This is a genomic window from Shewanella woodyi ATCC 51908, from assembly GCF_000019525.1.
In the GTDB taxonomy this organism is placed as follows: domain Bacteria; phylum Pseudomonadota; class Gammaproteobacteria; order Enterobacterales; family Shewanellaceae; genus Shewanella; species Shewanella woodyi.
The window spans coordinates 2,616,836-2,633,107 of record NC_010506.1; the positions used below are offsets into that span (position 1 = coordinate 2,616,836).

Here is a 16,272-nt window from a genome sequence, read left to right on the forward strand (position 1 = left end):
ACAATAATAATGAAGAAACTTGGGATATTGTCGGCTGCTGTGATGGTTGCACTGAGTGCACCGAGTGCCATAGCAAAAGTTACCGACGCTGAAGCTGCAAAGCTGGGCACAGAGTTAACCCCTATGGGTGGAGTCAAAGCAGCAAATGCCGATGGCTCTATTCCAGCTTGGGATGGTGGTATTACATCTGCAATCGCGGGATATGAGAAGGGGATGCATCATCCAGACCCTTTCCCGCAGGATAAAATTGAATTTACCATCACCAATGGGAATAAAGATAAGTACAAAGCGAATCTAACTGAAGGTCAAATGAAGTTGTTTGAGCTTTATCCTGATACGTTTAAGATGAACGTATATCAGACACGACGTACGGCTTCAGTTCCTCAATTTGTCTATGATGCAACGAAAGCCAATGCAACTCGTGCAGAGCTGGTCTCTGATGGCAATGGTATTAAGGGGGCATCGATTGGTGTGCCTTTCCCAATTCCTCAAAACGGTCTTGAGGTTATCTGGAACCACGTATTGCGTTTTCGTGGTGTCGATGTTGAAACGGCCCGTAGCCAAGTCGCACCCACAGCAGGTGGCGGTTATACCTTGGTTGAAACAGCGGAAGAGATCCGTTTTCAATACTCTCGCCCTGAGATGACATTAGACAAGCTAAATGCTTCTAATACTCTGTTTTACTTCAAGCAAGTCGTGACCCAACCTGCACGTTTAGCGGGGACTGCACTACTGGTTAAAGAGACGATGGATCAAGAAGCTTTACCTCGTCAGGCTTGGACCTACAACACAGGTCAGCGCCGAGTTCGTAAAGCTCCAAATGTTGCTTTTGATACACCAGGTTCAGTTTCTGATGGCTTAAGAACAACCGATGACTTTGATATGTTTAACGGCTCTCCTGTGCGTTATAACTGGGAGCTTGTTGGTAAGCAAGAGGTATACATTCCATATAACGATTACAAACTTCATTCAGATAAGTTGAAGTACGACCAAATTATTCAACCTGGTCATATCAACCCTGAATTTGTTCGTTGGGAAAAGCATCGTGTTTGGGTGGTTAAAGCTCAGCTAAAAGAGGGAATGCGTCATATCTATAAGACACGTACTTTCTATATAGATGAAGATTCTTGGCAGGTATCGCTAGCCGATATGTATGATAACCGTGATGAGCTATATCGTGTGGCGTTTGCACATGGCATTAACTATTACGAAGTGCCGACACACTGGAGTACTTTGGAAGTTTTCCATGATCTTCAGTCTCGTCGCTACCTTGCTATGGGCTTAGATAATGAAGGTCGTATGTATAACTTTGATGCTAAGTTGAGTGAGGCTAACTTCACTCCAGCAGCATTGAGACGTGCAGGTATTCGTTAACTCTCCGATACAATAGGGGCACAACTATGTGCCCCTCTATCTTTAAGGAAGTCTGTATGTTGTCTAGCATGCTTCGATTTATCTCAATCTTTCTGTTCGCTGTGACTTTATCTCCATCAATTGCTATCGCCAGCAGCGACTCGTTAAGTTTAAGTAATCAAATTCAACCTCTAGCTATTAAGTCCATCATTTTAGATATAGCAGTTAAAGATGAGACTATGGTGGCTGTTGGTGAGCGCGGTCATATTTTTATTTTTGATGAGAAAAGTACCCCAAAATGGCGTCAGGTGCCGTCACCTACATCTTCTCATTTAACTAAGGTCTTTTTTACCACTCCGTCACTTGGCTGGGCTGTTGGCCATGATGCAACGATTATCCATACTCAGGATGCAGGACTGACCTGGCAGGTTCAGATGAGTTCACCTGAGATTGAAAAACCTTTGATGGATGTGCTCTTTTTTGACACTGACAATGGTGTAGCGATTGGGGCTTATGGTCTGTTTTATCGAACTGATAATGGCGGTAAAAATTGGACTCCAGAGTACCATGAAGAGTTATTGTTTGAGGAAGATATAGCTTATTTGGCCGAGTTAAAAGCGGAAGATGAAGCCCTTTATTTAAGTGAGCGAAGCACACTTCTTCCTCATTTTAATCGCATTATTGCCACTAATGATGGCTGTTTAATTATGGTTGGCGAGTTAGGTTTAGTGTCTGTTTCTGATGATAGCGGTGTTAATTGGCAAAAACTAGATTTTGTCTATGAAGGTTCACTGTTTAATGTTATCGAGTCCGATAACGGTTTTTATGTCATGGGACTTAGAGGAAACATTTTTCAGACTGGTCTTGATTTAAACCGATGGGATCAAGTGATGTTACCGACAAAATCGACCATTAATGGTGCCATATTGGCAAAAGATGGAGGTTTACGTGTTGTCGGTAATGCTGGGGTTATATTAGATATTACCGCTAATGGTAAGGGAGAGCTGGTGACTCAGCGTCAAGGTGAGAATCTGGTTTCTATTGCGCGAGATCCTCAGGGCCATATCTGGGTTGCAGGTACTAAAGGCCTTTTCGAATTAAAATAATAATGGGATCCTTAAGATGTTAGATAAAATAGTCAATGGATTTGAATCCTTCCTATTTCGGCACAGGATTTTTGTCATACTCCTGTTTATGCTGACCACCCTATTTTTGGGGTTTCAAGCAAGTAACTTAAAGATGGATGCGGCGTTTATTAAGAATATTCCGCTAAATCATAGTTATATGCAGACCTATTTAAAACACCAGAAGCAGTTTGGTGGCGCCAACAGCATTATGGTGGCGGTAGAGGACACCAGCGGTGATATCTTCAACGAGACATTTTTCGATGCGTTGAAAAATGTTCACGATCAACTTTTCTTTATCCCCGGAGTGGATAGGGCGCAGGTTAAATCTCTTTTCTCCCCCTCAACACGCTTTACCGAAGTGGTGGAAGATGGATTTGCCGGTGGTCCAGTGATCCCCGCAGATTTCTCAACCACAGAGCTGGGACTGTCTGTGGTTAGAGGGAATATTGAGAAAGCGGGCATTGTTGGACGTTTAATTGCTGAAGATTATTCCGCAGCGATGGTGTCAGCACAGTTGATGGATTTTGACCCTCAAACAGGGGAGCCTCTAGATACACTCGCGTTTGCAGAACAGTTAGAGCAGGAGCTAAGAACTCAGTTTGAAAATGATGAGATAAAAATCCATATTATTGGTTTTGCCAAGATGGCGGGTGATGTGGCTGAAGGTGCCAAAGGCGTTATGCTTTTCTTCCTTATTGCCATCTTAGTTACCGCGGTAATGGTGTACCTGTTTTCAAAATCATTAGTACTGACTTTTTTACCTTTGGCTTGTAGTTTAATTGCGGTAATTTGGCAATTAGGTTTGCTAACGGTTGTGGGCTTTGGCTTAGACCCAATGTCCATCTTGATCCCTTTCCTGGTGTTTGCCATTGGCGTGAGCCACAGTGTGCAGATGATCAATGCGGTGAGGAGAAGGGTAGCCGATGGTGAGTCAACTAAAGCAGCATCAGCTTCCGCTTTTCGTAGCCTACTCATTCCAGGTGGTATCGCTTTACTCTCAGATACAGTGGGTTTCTTAACCTTACTGGCTATTGATATTGGTATTATTCGTGAGCTAGCTATCTCAGCGTCATTGGGCGTCGGGGTGATTATCCTGACTAACTTGATCTTACTACCTTTAGTTATCTCATTTACTAAAGTATCAGTGGCTAACACCTCTAAAGATCCAGCTGAAAGTAAAATTAATCAGCTCTGGAGAAAACTCTCTCTTTTTGCTACGCCTAAGTATGCAACTTGGGTGTTGATAATTACCGCTGTACTTTATGGGGTAGGTGTTCAGCAAGCGAGTTTGATGAAGGTGGGCGATCTACAAGGCGGGGCACCTGCACTGCACTTTGATTCAAGGTACAACCAAGATACCTTTTACATTACCGATAAATTCTCAATAACCACAGATGTCATGACTGTGATTGTAGAGGCGTTTCCCGAAGCCTGTACCTATCACTCAGTGCTTAATCAAATTGATGAGTTTGAATGGATCATTGGTAACACACCTGGGGTTGAGTCAACGGCGAGTTTAGCGTCAGTGGCCAAAAGGGTGAATGCTGGGTTTAATGAGGGTAATCCTAAGTGGCAGGTATTACCTAGAACAACAGCTAGCTTAGTTCAAGCGGTTGGCCGAGTGCCTACAACTTCAGGACTGTTAAACAGTAATTGCTCTGTGATGCCTGTTTATCTGTTTTTGAAAGATCATAAAGCAGAAACTATTGAGTTAGTTATTGAGCGAGTTAAAGCGCTCTCTGCTGAGATGGACAATGATAAGATCCAATTTAAGCTCGCATCAGGCCCTGTAGGGGTGATGGCTGCAACCAATGAAGCGGTGGCTGAAGCACAGTTCCCAATGATGCTTTATGTTTATGGTGCGGTTTTTGTCCTTTGTTTGATTAGCTTTAGATCGTTAAGAGCAACAATCTCAGTTATCTTGCCTCTTTATGTCGTTTCAACGTTGGCTCAGGCTCTAATGACTCAGCTCGATATTGGCCTGGCGGTGAGTACTTTGCCTGTTATTGCATTGGGGGTGGGAATTGGTGTTGATTACGGCATCTATATCTTGTCTACAATGGCGGTGAGGTTAAGGGACGGTATGCCGGTTCAAGAAGCATATTTCGAAGCACTCGTTGAGCGAGGAAGCGCAGTGATATTTACTGGTCTGACCTTAGCTATTGGTGTGAGTACTTGGTTTTTCTCTGCCTTGAAGTTCCAGATGGACATGGGGATCTTGCTCACATTTATGTTTTTAGTAAATATGTTGGGTGCCATAATTATTTTACCCGCTATCGGGGCATTTTTCTGGCGAAAACCCAGATAGAGACCAGTAAACAGGGAGCTTCGGCTCCCTTTTTACTTTTTATAATGTGAATAGTTAAGCTTAAATGTCGATTGTTTGTTCATCTAAATTGCTAAAATATTGCTACAACTGGTTTTATAGAGGATCTACCACTAAAATAAGACTCGAAAAGCGAGAGATTTAGTAATAAACTTCGCCCATGACCTAGGTCACACTATTCGAACTGGTCATTTGTACAAGCATCCCAAAAAAATATAAAAGCGCTGCCATAGACCCTAAGGAAACAGCAACATGGCCTTGAAAGATGCAATGCCTTCGGTACTACTTGAAAATGTAGTAAACCTTATTCACTCTAAAGTTCCTAACGCACAAGCAAAACAGGTAGAACAATTTGCCAATTGTCTCTACGCTCACATGTCTAAAGATGATCTAAAAGCCCGAAATGACAGTGATCTTTATGGGGCAGTGTTAAGCTTGTGGAATGCGGCAAATCTCACTGAAAAAGGTGAGTCTCATATTCGGGTTTTCAACCCAAGTCAGTCTAAGCATGGCTGGCAATCTACTCATTCAATCATCGAAGTTATCCAACCTGATATGCCTTTCTTGGTGGACTCCATCAGCATGGCATTAAATCGTGTCGGGATCACATCCCACATGATTTTGCACACCCCACTCTCAATAAAAAGAACAAAAGGGAGTATTTCTCAGGTTAGGTATTGTGATGATGCCGATGATAAGTTTGAAAAAGTTGCGGTTTTTCTTATCGAAATTGATAGGCAAAGCACCAATAAAGATATAAAACAGCTAGAGAAAGAGATTGAGTCTGTATTGGGCGATGTCGCGGCATCTGTGCATGACTGGAAAGCGATGTCTGGTAAGTTAAGCTCAACAATCTCTGAGCTTGCAACTCGCCCTTACCCTGGTCATAAGCAGGAGCTGGAAGAGGCTACAAACTTCCTTAATTACCTAAGTAATCACCATTTTACGCTTCTTGGTTATCGCCGATACGATCTGCGCAAGGTTGCTGGTGATTTAGAGTTGGTACCTGACACTTCAAGTAGCTTAGGCTTAATGAATATTCCGGGTAAACCACAGCCTGAAACTGGCTTATTACTCTCTAATTTTTCTGAAAGTGCTCGTAGAGAAGCGCTAGATAACAGCTTACTGGTTCTAACTAAGAGTAGTGAGAAGAGTCGTGTACATCGTCCAGCGTATGTTGATTATGTCGGTGTTAAGCGATTTGATGAGCAAGGAAATGTTATCGGCGAAGATAGGTTCTTAGGTTTATATGCTTCGAATCTATATAACAGAAGCCCACGTGAGATCCCGCTTCTATCAGAGAAAGTGCAACGTGTGTTAGACCGTTCAGGGTTAACCCCGCGCTCTCATGATTACAAAGCTTTGATGCATATTTTAGAGACGCTTCCTCGTGATGAGTTAATTCAAGGTAATGTTCAAGAGCTTGCTCAGGTCGCCCATGGCGTTCTAGAGATGCAAGATCGTGACAAATTGAAGCTGTTTGTCCGTAAAGATGGTTTTGGGCGCTTCTTCTCATGTCTAGTTTATGTCTCTAAAGACAGATATAACACTAAGCTACGTGAAGATACTCAACGTATTCTGGCTCAACACTTTAAAACTAACGCCGATGTTGAATTTACGACCTACTTCTCAGAATCTACGCTTGCGCGTACGCATTACATAGTTAAAGTCGATAACAATAATATGGATGTAGATGTGGCCGCCATTGAAAATAATTTATCAGAAGCTGCACGTTCTTGGGAAGATAAACTCAATGATGCGCTAAGCAGCACACAGGGTGAAGAGTCTGGAACGGGTCTGACTAAACGTTATATACATGCGTTTCCTCGCAGTTATAAAGAGGATGTACTACCAAGCTCTGCAGTTGTTGATATTCAGCATTTAGAAGCGTTAGATGACAGCCATAAGCTGGGCATGCTCTTCTACCAACCGCAGGAAACGGCGCTAAATAACAGTAAAGTTCGATTAAAGCTGTTCCATAAAGATGAGCCGATCCATCTTTCTGACGTCCTGCCTATGCTGGAGAACTTTGGTCTTCGCGTGATAAATGAAAGACCTTATGAGTTAAAAACTTCAGAGAACGACACTTACTGGATTTTAGATTTCTTAATGACAGTGCAGGGGAGCTCGACTCAAAGTATTGCCGACAGTCAGGTACGATTCCAAACAGCACTGGCTGATGTGTGGGATAAGCAGCTTGAAGATGATGGTTTTAACCGCCTACTTTTAGAGACAACGTTGAGTGGCCGTGAAGTTTCAATATTACGTGCTTACGCTAAATATATGCGTCAAATTGATGCAACCTTCAGCCAAGCTTATATCGAAGAGACCTTTACTCGTTACCCTCAGATAGCTGAGCTACTTGTGAAGATGTTTATTCGTAAGTTTAATCCTAAGCTTAAGACTCGCACACTGAACAAGTTTGTTGAGCAGATTGACCTCTGTTTAGAGGACGTCTCTAGTTTGGATGATGACCGTATTATTCGTCGTTACCTCGACTTGATTAATGCAACATTAAGAACCAACTTCTACCAAGTTGCAGCCGACGGTAGTGACAAAGAGTATGTTTCATTTAAGTTCTCGCCAGAGCTTATTCCTGAGATGCCTCGTCCATTGCCTAAGTTTGAGATTTTCGTGTACTCCCCAAGAGTCGAAGGTGTTCATCTACGTGGCGGTAAAGTGGCCCGTGGTGGTCTACGTTGGTCAGACCGTCGTGAAGATTTCCGTACTGAGGTGCTTGGCTTAGTTAAAGCACAGCAAGTTAAAAACACGGTTATTGTTCCAGTGGGTGCTAAAGGTGGTTTTGTCTGTAAACAGCTGCCAACAGAGGGGGGGCGTGAAGCCTTCTTTACTGAGGGGCAGGAGTGTTACCGCATCTTTATTCGTGCACTTTTGGATGTCTCAGACAATATTATTAATGGTGAAGTTGTTCCTCCTGTTAATGTTGTTCGACACGATGAAGATGACCCTTACTTGGTTGTTGCGGCGGATAAAGGAACTGCAACTTTCTCGGATATCGCCAATGCCATCTCTGAAGAGTACAACTTCTGGTTGGGAGATGCGTTTGCATCAGGCGGAAGTAACGGTTATGACCATAAAAAGATGGGGATCACAGCCCGTGGTGCTTGGGAGTCTGTTAAGCGTCACTTCCGTGAAATTGGTATCGATTGTCAGACCACAGACTTTACCTGCTTAGCGGTAGGTGACATGGCGGGTGATGTATTCGGTAATGGTATGTTGCTGTCTGAACATACACGTCTTGTGGTTGCATTTAACCATATGCATATCTTTATCGACCCAACTCCGGATGCTGAGTCAAGTTATAAAGAGCGTGCTCGCTTGTTTGAGCTGCCTCGTTCGAGCTGGGAAGATTACAATAAAGAGTTGATCTCAAAAGGCGGCGGCATCTTTATGCGCTCAGCCAAGTCGATCACCTTAACACCAGAAATTAAGAAGATGCTTGAGACTAAGAAAGCATCTATGACGCCGACGGAGCTGCTAAAAGAGCTTCTGAAGATGAAAGTCGATCTGATCTGGAACGGTGGTATCGGAACTTACGTTAAAGCCAGTAGCGAGACCCACGCTGAAGTTGGTGACCGTGCCAACGATACTTTGCGTGTTAATGGTAATGAGGTTCAGGCCAGAATTATTGGTGAAGGTGGCAACTTAGGTTGTACTCAGCTTGGTCGTATTGAGTATGCTGCAAATGGTGGCCGCATGAATACCGACTTCGTTGATAACGTTGGTGGCGTGGATTGCTCTGATAACGAAGTGAATATCAAAATTTTGCTTAATGCACTGGTTGCAGATGGTGAGATGACCTTAAAGCAGCGTAATCGCTTGTTAGTCGATATGACTGATGAAGTGAGCCGGATTGTATTGCAGGACTGTAAAGATCAGACCCGTACTATCTCCGTGACTCAGGTACGTGGTGCAGAGCAACTTAAAGAGCAGATCCGCTTTATTCACTACCTTGAAAAAGAGGGTAAGTTAGATCGCGCACTTGAGTTCCTGCCGTCTGAAGATGAACTTGCAGAGCGTTTAGCTAACGGTAAGCCGTTAACCAGACCTGAACTTTCTGTACTTGTCGCTTATGCGAAGATGGTACTCAAAGAGCAGTTGCTGACGCCTGAAATCACAGATGATCCTTTCTTGAGTCAGCTATTGATTGAGTATTTCCCTCAACAGCTGCAAGAAAAGTACAGTGATCGTATGGTTGCTCACCCTCTTAGGGCTGAAATTATCGCTACTTCATTGGCAAATGAGCTGGTGAATGACTTAGGTCTTAATTTTGTACAACGTATGCAAGATGAGACTGGTGCCTCAGTTGCTGAAGCTGCCATTTGTTATACTATGGCTCGTGAAGTATTTGGTTTAGCTGGTTTAACTAAAAACATTACATCGCTAAATGGTATTATCCCTGCAGTTGTACAGGGTGAGATGTTGCATCAACTTCGCCGTAATATACGTCGTGCTTGTCGTTGGTTCCTACGTCACAGAAATCGTGGTCAGAGTATTCAGCAAACAGTTGAGTTTTTTGCACCTGTATTTGCAGATCTTAAAGCGAATGTTCACGGTTATATGGTTGAGGATGAAGTCGAAGGAATTCGTCTTGAAATTGCAGCGCTCATTAAAGAGGGAGTCACAGAGGAAGTTGCAACGAACGTTGTAAACATGAGTACCCTGTTCTCCGCTTTAGATATTGCACAAATTGCTGAGCTAGAAAGTAAGCCTGTTGCATTGGTTGCACAAACTTACTTTAAACTCGGTGCGCAGGTTGACCTACACTGGTTCTTAGATCAGATAAGTGCTCAGCCAGTTGCGAACCATTGGCAGGCACTAGCAAGGGCAGCATTTAGAGAGGAGTTAGATTGGCAACAGCGTTCATTGAGTTCAGTAGTACTTCGTACTTGTACTGAAACTTGTGATGCTAACTCCATCATTGCTCAGTGGATTGACTCCAATCAGGGCTTATTGGAGAGATGGTTCCACATGCTAGCAGACTTTAAGACATCTCAAAGTCATGAGTTTGCCAAGTTCTCGGTTGCATTAAGAGAGCTAAACCTCTTGATTCTTCATTGTGAAGGTCAAAAGTAAACAATAATAATTAAATAGCCCTGGCAATTGCCGGGGCTTTTTTCGGTCTAGGAGAAAACATGTTTTACAAACTCGCTCAGAAAGTCATGTTTCAGATGGATCCTGAAAAGGCTCATCACTTTGCATTAAACAGCTTAATGGCAACGGCTAATACACCATTAGATTGTTTCTATGCTCAGAAGATTGCGCCAAGCCCAGTAGAGTTTATGGGAGTGACTTTTCCAAATCCTGTGGGATTAGCTGCTGGCATGGATAAAGATGGTGAGTGCATCGATGGTTTTCATGCTATGGGTTTTGGTCATATTGAAGTTGGCACAGTAACCCCGCGGCCGCAACCTGGTAATGATCTACCACGTCTATTTCGTTTAAAGCCTGCAAAGGGCATTATCAATAGAATGGGTTTTAACAATAAAGGGGTAGATAACCTGATAGCCAATCTAAAAGCGGCTAAATCAGGAGCCTTGATTGGTGTCAATATCGGTAAAAATAAAGACACACCAGTTGAGCAAGGAAAAGATGATTACCTTATCTGTATGGATAAAGTGTATGAATATGCAGCTTATATTGCGGTTAACATCTCATCGCCAAACACTCCAGGTTTGCGCAGTCTGCAGTATGGGGATCTTTTAGATGATCTATTAGGATCGCTAAAAGCCAAGCAGAAAGATCTTGCACAGAAGCATGGAAAGTACGTACCTATAGCATTAAAAATTGCACCGGATCTCTCTGATGAGGAGATTCAAAAAATTGCTGACTCTCTAATAAAGAACCAGTTTGATGGTGCAATTGCCACTAATACAACATTAAGTCGTGACGGTGTGAGTGGACTGATGAATGCCAATGAAACTGGCGGATTGAGCGGTAAACCTTTGAATTTGCTGTCTACATCAGTCATCAAAAAACTGTCTAGCTGCTTAAATGGTCAGATCCCGATTATTGGAGTCGGTGGAATTAACTCTGCTGCTGATGCAATCGATAAACTCGATGCTGGAGCAAGTATGGTTCAGATCTATTCAGGCTTTATCTATCAGGGTCCTAAGTTAATTAAAGATATCATCGAAGCTTGTAGAGTTCGTAAATAAAAGGATCGAATATTTGATCTTTTTATAGATCGTGCGATCGTTTTAAAGATCGCGCGATCTTACGTAACACCTTGTTAAATAAATTTAATTTTTTAAAATATACTTTGATATTGAACAAAATATCTACTATCATCGTGTTGTATTCAATATAAATGGTAGAGATTATGCTATTAATGCCAAAAAAGGATTGGCAATGGAGATATAGTGATACGTATGGTGTATTAAGCGTTTCATTAGGTTCCGAAATGGAATTTTTGACTCCTTATAAATCTAAATCTTTAATTCCTGATGCGTTATCGGAATTAGAGTTTAGTGTTGAGCACGCCAAATTTTATATTGATTTTATTGAACTCCTTTCAAAATCATTAACCATCTCTGATGCTATGAAAGTGCAATTAGCGCTTAATGGTACAGCAGCCCACTTCCTATTAAAGCCTCAAATGCCTAAGTCATGGTTTTTCGATACCAGTAGCATGTGCGTTTATAGTGAGTTAGGAAAAGTGTTTCAGCTTAAGTGCCGAGGTGCGATTGCACAGGTGCTTGTTGTGGAAACAAGTATTCAAGCCTCTTTGGTTATGTTGCTTTCTAACGAGTTGCCACTTAATGATAATAAATCATTAATGCAGTTTGAATGTATTAAAGTGATGCATGATAGATTGCACCCATTGAAGGTGAGCAGGGCTATTGCAGCTGCATAACAGCTAGTTCATATCTCGCTTTATCTTTGTTCGAGTTATTCTATTTATACCTGCCTCGCTACTTGTATCATCAAGTAGCGTTTTTGACTGTCTGCTCTGCCTTGAATTAGTTTGCCAAAAGACACTCTGAGTAGATCAACTTCTTATACTGATTGGTATAATTCAACCGCTCTTCGATAAAACTGCGAGGCAGTGATTGAATAAATCATGAGCTAAGCCAATAACTTTTTATCATTTATCCGTTCTACAAGGTATAATGCGTGATTAATTTTTACTGCGTACCTATTTATTGATGTTAAATTTCTTTGCTGCGGCTCCTAGGGGCTATGAATATGCGTTATCACTTGAGTTAGCGGACCTCGGTGCGTCTGACATTAAAGAGAGTGTTGCTGGTGTTTACTTTTCAGCTTCGCTCGAGTTGGGATATCGAATTACCCTTTGGTCAAGAATTGCTAGTCGGATAATTTTTGTTATCCATAAAGGACCATGTGAATCGCCTGAGCAGCTTTACAATGCCGCATATGGCATTGATTGGCAGATGGAGTTCAACCACCGCAGCACATTTAGTATCGATTTTCACGGTATGGGTGGCTTTATTAATAACACCATGTTTGGTGCACTTAAAATTAAGGATGCCATCGTTGATCGCTTCCGTGATGATGATTGCCCAAGACCAGACGTAGCTCGTGTCGATGCGGATTTTAGAATTGATGCACACTATCGCCGCGGTCAAATCACCATTGGTTTGAACTTTTCAGGCCCTGCACTGCACAAACGTGGTTACCGTGACATAACGGGTGAAGCACCACTTAAAGAAAACCTCGCCGCTAATATGTTGATGCGAAGTGGATGGCAGAAAAATCCAGTTTCCTTGTTAGATCCATTCTGCGGTAGTGGTACGATTTTAATTGAAGCCGCCATGATGGCCTGCGATATGGCCCCTGGTCTTCATCGGGAGCGTTTCGGTTTTGAACATTGGCTGAGACACAATGATAAATACTGGCAAGAGCTGCTGGACGAAGCAAAGGCGAGGGCATCGATAGGTATTACACGCTGTAAAACTAAATTTTATGGCTCGGATATCGACTCACGTATTGTGGCACTTGCAAAAAAGAATGCCGCAAATGCTGGTGTCTTGGAGTTAATCGATTTTAGTGTTACTAACGCATTAAACGTGAAAGTACCTGAAGAGACTGGCTATCTCATTACCAATCCACCTTATGGTGAACGATTAGGCACAGTGACAGCATTACTGCAGTTGTATTATCAGCTTGGTGATAAGTTTAAAGCTGAATTTGGTGGCTGGAATCTTGCTGTTTTGAACAGCGATGTAGAGCTATTGTCTGCGTTAAAGTTAAAAGCAGATAAACAGATGAAGATGAATAATGGTGCGCTAGAGTGCGCCTTTAATCTCTATACTGTTCATGCTACAAATACGCGACGTGTTGATCCAAGTAATATCAATCGTGAAGGTGATGTGAGTGATATTGCAGTGCCTTTTGTGAACCGGGTAAAAAAGAATATTAAGCAGCTACAAAAATGGGCTAAGAAAGAGGGGATTGATAGCTATCGTATCTATGATGCTGATCTACCCGATTACAAAGTTGCCATTGATAAGTACTTAGATTACGTTGTGATCCAAGAATATACTGCACCTGTCGATATCCCTGAGTCTGTCACTAAACGTCGATTAACAGATGTACTTATCACTCTACCGGGGGCGATCGGTATCGATCCCAATAATATTATTTTAAAAACCCGTGAGAAGCAGAAAGGCACTAACCAGTACGAGAAGATCCAAGCAAACAAGCTTGAGCTTATTACCACTGAGTATGGCGCTAAATTTAAGTTAAACCTTAAAGAGTATTTAGATACAGGTCTTTTCTTAGATCACCGCCTAACGCGTAAATTAGTGGGTGAAAAATCCAAAGATCGTGATGTATTGAACCTGTTTGCATACACAGGAACAGCCTCTGTCCATGCCGCTCTAGGTGGGGCTAAGTCGGTAAAGACTGTCGACATGTCTAATACCTATACAAACTGGGCTAAAGAAAACTTTGCTTTAAACGGTTTAAATGATGATAAGTATCAGTTTGTTCAAGCTAACTGTATGCAGTGGATTAAAACCACTCACGATAAGTTTGACCTGATTTTTATCGATCCACCGACATTCTCTAACTCTAAGAGAATGGAGGACTCTTTTGATGTGCTACGTGATCATGTGCCTCTTTTATCGAGTCTAATTAAGCTATTAAACCCTAATGGTGAGATTATTTTCTCAAATAATAAGCGCAAGTTTAAGATGGAAATCGAAGCATTAGAAGCCTTGAACTTTACCGTTAAGAACATAGATAACCAGACACTTCCTCTGGACTTTAAACGTAACCCGCAGATCCACAATACCTGGTTGCTTACCCATGGCGGATAGCCGTTCAAACTACATTTTGTTCCACACAGATGTTTGCCATCTGTGTGAGCTTGCTGCTGAATTGCTTATGCAGAGCGCAGTAAAATTTGAGAGCCAAGATATTTGCGATGATGAAACCTTAGTTGAGCAATATGGCACTCGTATTCCAGTATTAAAGCAGATCGATACCAATAGAGAGCTAAATTGGCCCTTTGATATCGATGCATTGAATGAATTTTTAGGAGCATAACTTGAGTTTAGTTCGTATTAATAATGGTTCATTAGCCTATGGCTATACACCACTATTGCAAAAAGCGGATTTCACCATTGAAGCGGGTGAACGTGTCTGTATTGTTGGCCGTAATGGTGCTGGCAAATCGAGCTTAATGAAAGTCTTAAGTGGTGATGTACTACTCGACGAAGGTGAATTCAATATAGCGACCGATGTTAAAGTCAGTCGTTTACAGCAAGATCCACCTAAAGCAGAGAAAGGCTCTGTCTACTCCTATATCTCTGCGGGTTTGCAAGAGGTTGGTGAGAAACTAGAGCGTTATCATCAGTTAGCACATGATGTGGGAAGTGCCGAGCCTGAGCAGATGGAGCGCATGCTTAAGCAGATGGAGCGTCTGCAAGAGGATATCGATCACTTAAATGGTTGGCAACTGGATAACCGAATCAATCAAAACTGTGAGTTGCTGGGGTTAGATCCCGACAGCCCACTGTGTGAGCTATCGGGTGGTTGGCAACGTAAAGTTGCACTGGCCCGTTCGCTTGTGAGTGAGCCTGATCTGTTGCTTTTAGATGAGCCGACTAACCATCTGGATATTGATACGATTGAGTGGTTAGAGCAGTTCCTTATGAGTTACAAAGGCGCCATTGTTTTTGTGAGTCATGATAGGGGCTTTATTTCACGAATGGCCACGAGAATCGTGGATCTTGACCGCGGTGTTGTGACCTCATGGCCGGGAAATTATCAGGCATATTTGGATGGCAAGGCTGAATGGTTAAGGGTTGAAGCTGAGCAAAATGCCCATTTTGATAAGAAGTTGGCCGAAGAGGAAGCTTGGATCCGTCAAGGAGTTAAAGCGAGACGTACACGTAATGAGGGAAGAGTACGTGCGCTAAAAGCCTTAAGGGTTGAGCGTATGGCCAGATTAAATCGTCAAGGCGGTGCTAAAATGGCCGTTGCAGATACGGACCGCTCTGGAAAACTTGTCTTTGATATTGAAGATTTGAACTACAACTTGCCAGATAAAAATTTGGTGAAAAACTTTACCTCAGCGGTAATGCGCGGTGACCGAATTGCACTTATTGGTCCAAACGGTTGTGGTAAATCTACCTTAGTGAAACTTTTAATAGGTCAGCTTGAAGCTCAATCTGGTAGCGTTAAAGTGGGCACTAAGCTTGAAATCGCTTACTTTGATCAATACCGTGAAGCTCTCGATCCTGAAAAAACCGTGGAAGAGAACGTCGGAGATGGCAAGAAGACGATCACCATTAATGGTCAAGACAGGCATATTCTAAGTTACCTACAAGATTTTCTCTTTTCGCCAATGCGAGCAAGAACTCCGGTTAAGGCTTTGTCTGGCGGTGAGAAAAATAGACTTTTGCTGGCTCGTCTCTTGTTAAGACCTGCGAACTTAATTATTCTCGATGAGCCAACCAACGATCTGGATATTGAAACTCTGGAGTTATTAGAGTCTTTGTTGACTGAGTATCCAGGAACTTTATTAATCGTGAGCCATGACAGGGCATTTATCGATAATACCGTGACCAGCAGCTGGTGGTTTACCGGTAATGGTGGGTGGAGTGAATACGTTGGTGGTTATCAGGATGCGGTCTCTCAAGGGGCTCGTTTTTATTCTGAGGAACCTCAGGCGATTAACACTGTCCAACCTGCTAAGGTTGAAACGCTTGAGGTTAAATCTGAGCCAAAAGCTAAGCCGGAAAAGAAACTTTCCTATAAATTGCAACGCGAACTCGAACAGTTACCAGCACAAATGGAGCAGTTAGAGCAAGAGGTTGAAGCGTTACAGGAAGTGATAAGTGCGCCAGAGTTTTACACTCAGGATCAAGAAAAAATAAATCTCCAGCTCCAACAGCTTGCAGATAAAGAACAAGAGTTGGAAGTTTGTTTTGAGCGATGGGAAGAGCTAGAGTCGCTTAAATAAAATACATAACT

Annotated in this window: 9 protein-coding genes; all 9 read left to right on the forward strand. The window is 42.5% G+C overall.

Annotated features, from left to right (window positions below):
• Window positions 1-9 precede the first annotated feature (9 nt).
• The 9 genes from SWOO_RS10930 (at window position 10) to SWOO_RS10970 (ending at window position 16,261) form a co-directional block, all read left to right on the forward strand.
• Window positions 10-1,374: a DUF1329 domain-containing protein gene (locus SWOO_RS10930; protein ID WP_012324766.1), complete on the forward strand. Its 1,365-nt coding sequence runs from the start codon at window positions 10-12 to the stop codon at window positions 1,372-1,374.
• 56 nt (window positions 1,375-1,430) lie between these two features.
• A complete protein-coding gene (locus SWOO_RS10935; protein ID WP_012324767.1) occupies window positions 1,431-2,459 on the forward strand; it encodes a WD40/YVTN/BNR-like repeat-containing protein in 1,029 nt (342 codons plus the stop codon).
• 16 nt (window positions 2,460-2,475) lie between these two features.
• Window positions 2,476-4,788 (forward strand): efflux RND transporter permease subunit, encoded by a 2,313-nt coding sequence (locus tag SWOO_RS10940; protein WP_012324768.1) that lies wholly within the window; start codon window positions 2,476-2,478, stop codon window positions 4,786-4,788.
• A 270-nt stretch (window positions 4,789-5,058) separates the two neighbouring features.
• On the forward strand, window positions 5,059-9,903 hold the full coding sequence (locus tag SWOO_RS10945; RefSeq protein WP_012324769.1) for an NAD-glutamate dehydrogenase: 4,845 nt from the start codon (window positions 5,059-5,061) through the stop codon (window positions 9,901-9,903).
• A 59-nt stretch (window positions 9,904-9,962) separates the two neighbouring features.
• Window positions 9,963-10,985 carry a quinone-dependent dihydroorotate dehydrogenase gene (pyrD, locus tag SWOO_RS10950; RefSeq protein WP_012324770.1) on the forward strand — a complete coding sequence of 341 codons (1,023 nt, stop codon included), beginning with the start codon at window positions 9,963-9,965 and terminating at the stop codon, window positions 10,983-10,985.
• 164 nt (window positions 10,986-11,149) lie between these two features.
• On the forward strand, window positions 11,150-11,683 hold the full coding sequence (locus SWOO_RS10955; RefSeq protein ID WP_041417601.1) for a cell division protein ZapC: 534 nt from the start codon (window positions 11,150-11,152) through the stop codon (window positions 11,681-11,683).
• A gap of 292 nt (window positions 11,684-11,975) precedes the next feature.
• Window positions 11,976-14,111, forward strand: coding sequence for a bifunctional 23S rRNA (guanine(2069)-N(7))-methyltransferase RlmK/23S rRNA (guanine(2445)-N(2))-methyltransferase RlmL (gene rlmKL, locus SWOO_RS10960; protein ID WP_012324772.1), 2,136 nt, complete (start codon window positions 11,976-11,978; stop codon window positions 14,109-14,111).
• Window positions 14,101-14,340, forward strand: a complete 240-nt coding sequence (locus SWOO_RS10965; protein ID WP_012324773.1) for a glutaredoxin family protein — start codon at window positions 14,101-14,103, stop codon at window positions 14,338-14,340. The genes rlmKL and SWOO_RS10965 overlap by 11 nt, the downstream gene beginning before the upstream one ends.
• Window position 14,341: 1 nt before the next feature.
• Window positions 14,342-16,261 (forward strand): ABC transporter ATP-binding protein, encoded by a 1,920-nt coding sequence (locus SWOO_RS10970; RefSeq protein ID WP_012324774.1) that lies wholly within the window; start codon window positions 14,342-14,344, stop codon window positions 16,259-16,261.
• Window positions 16,262-16,272: the final 11 nt, after the last annotated feature.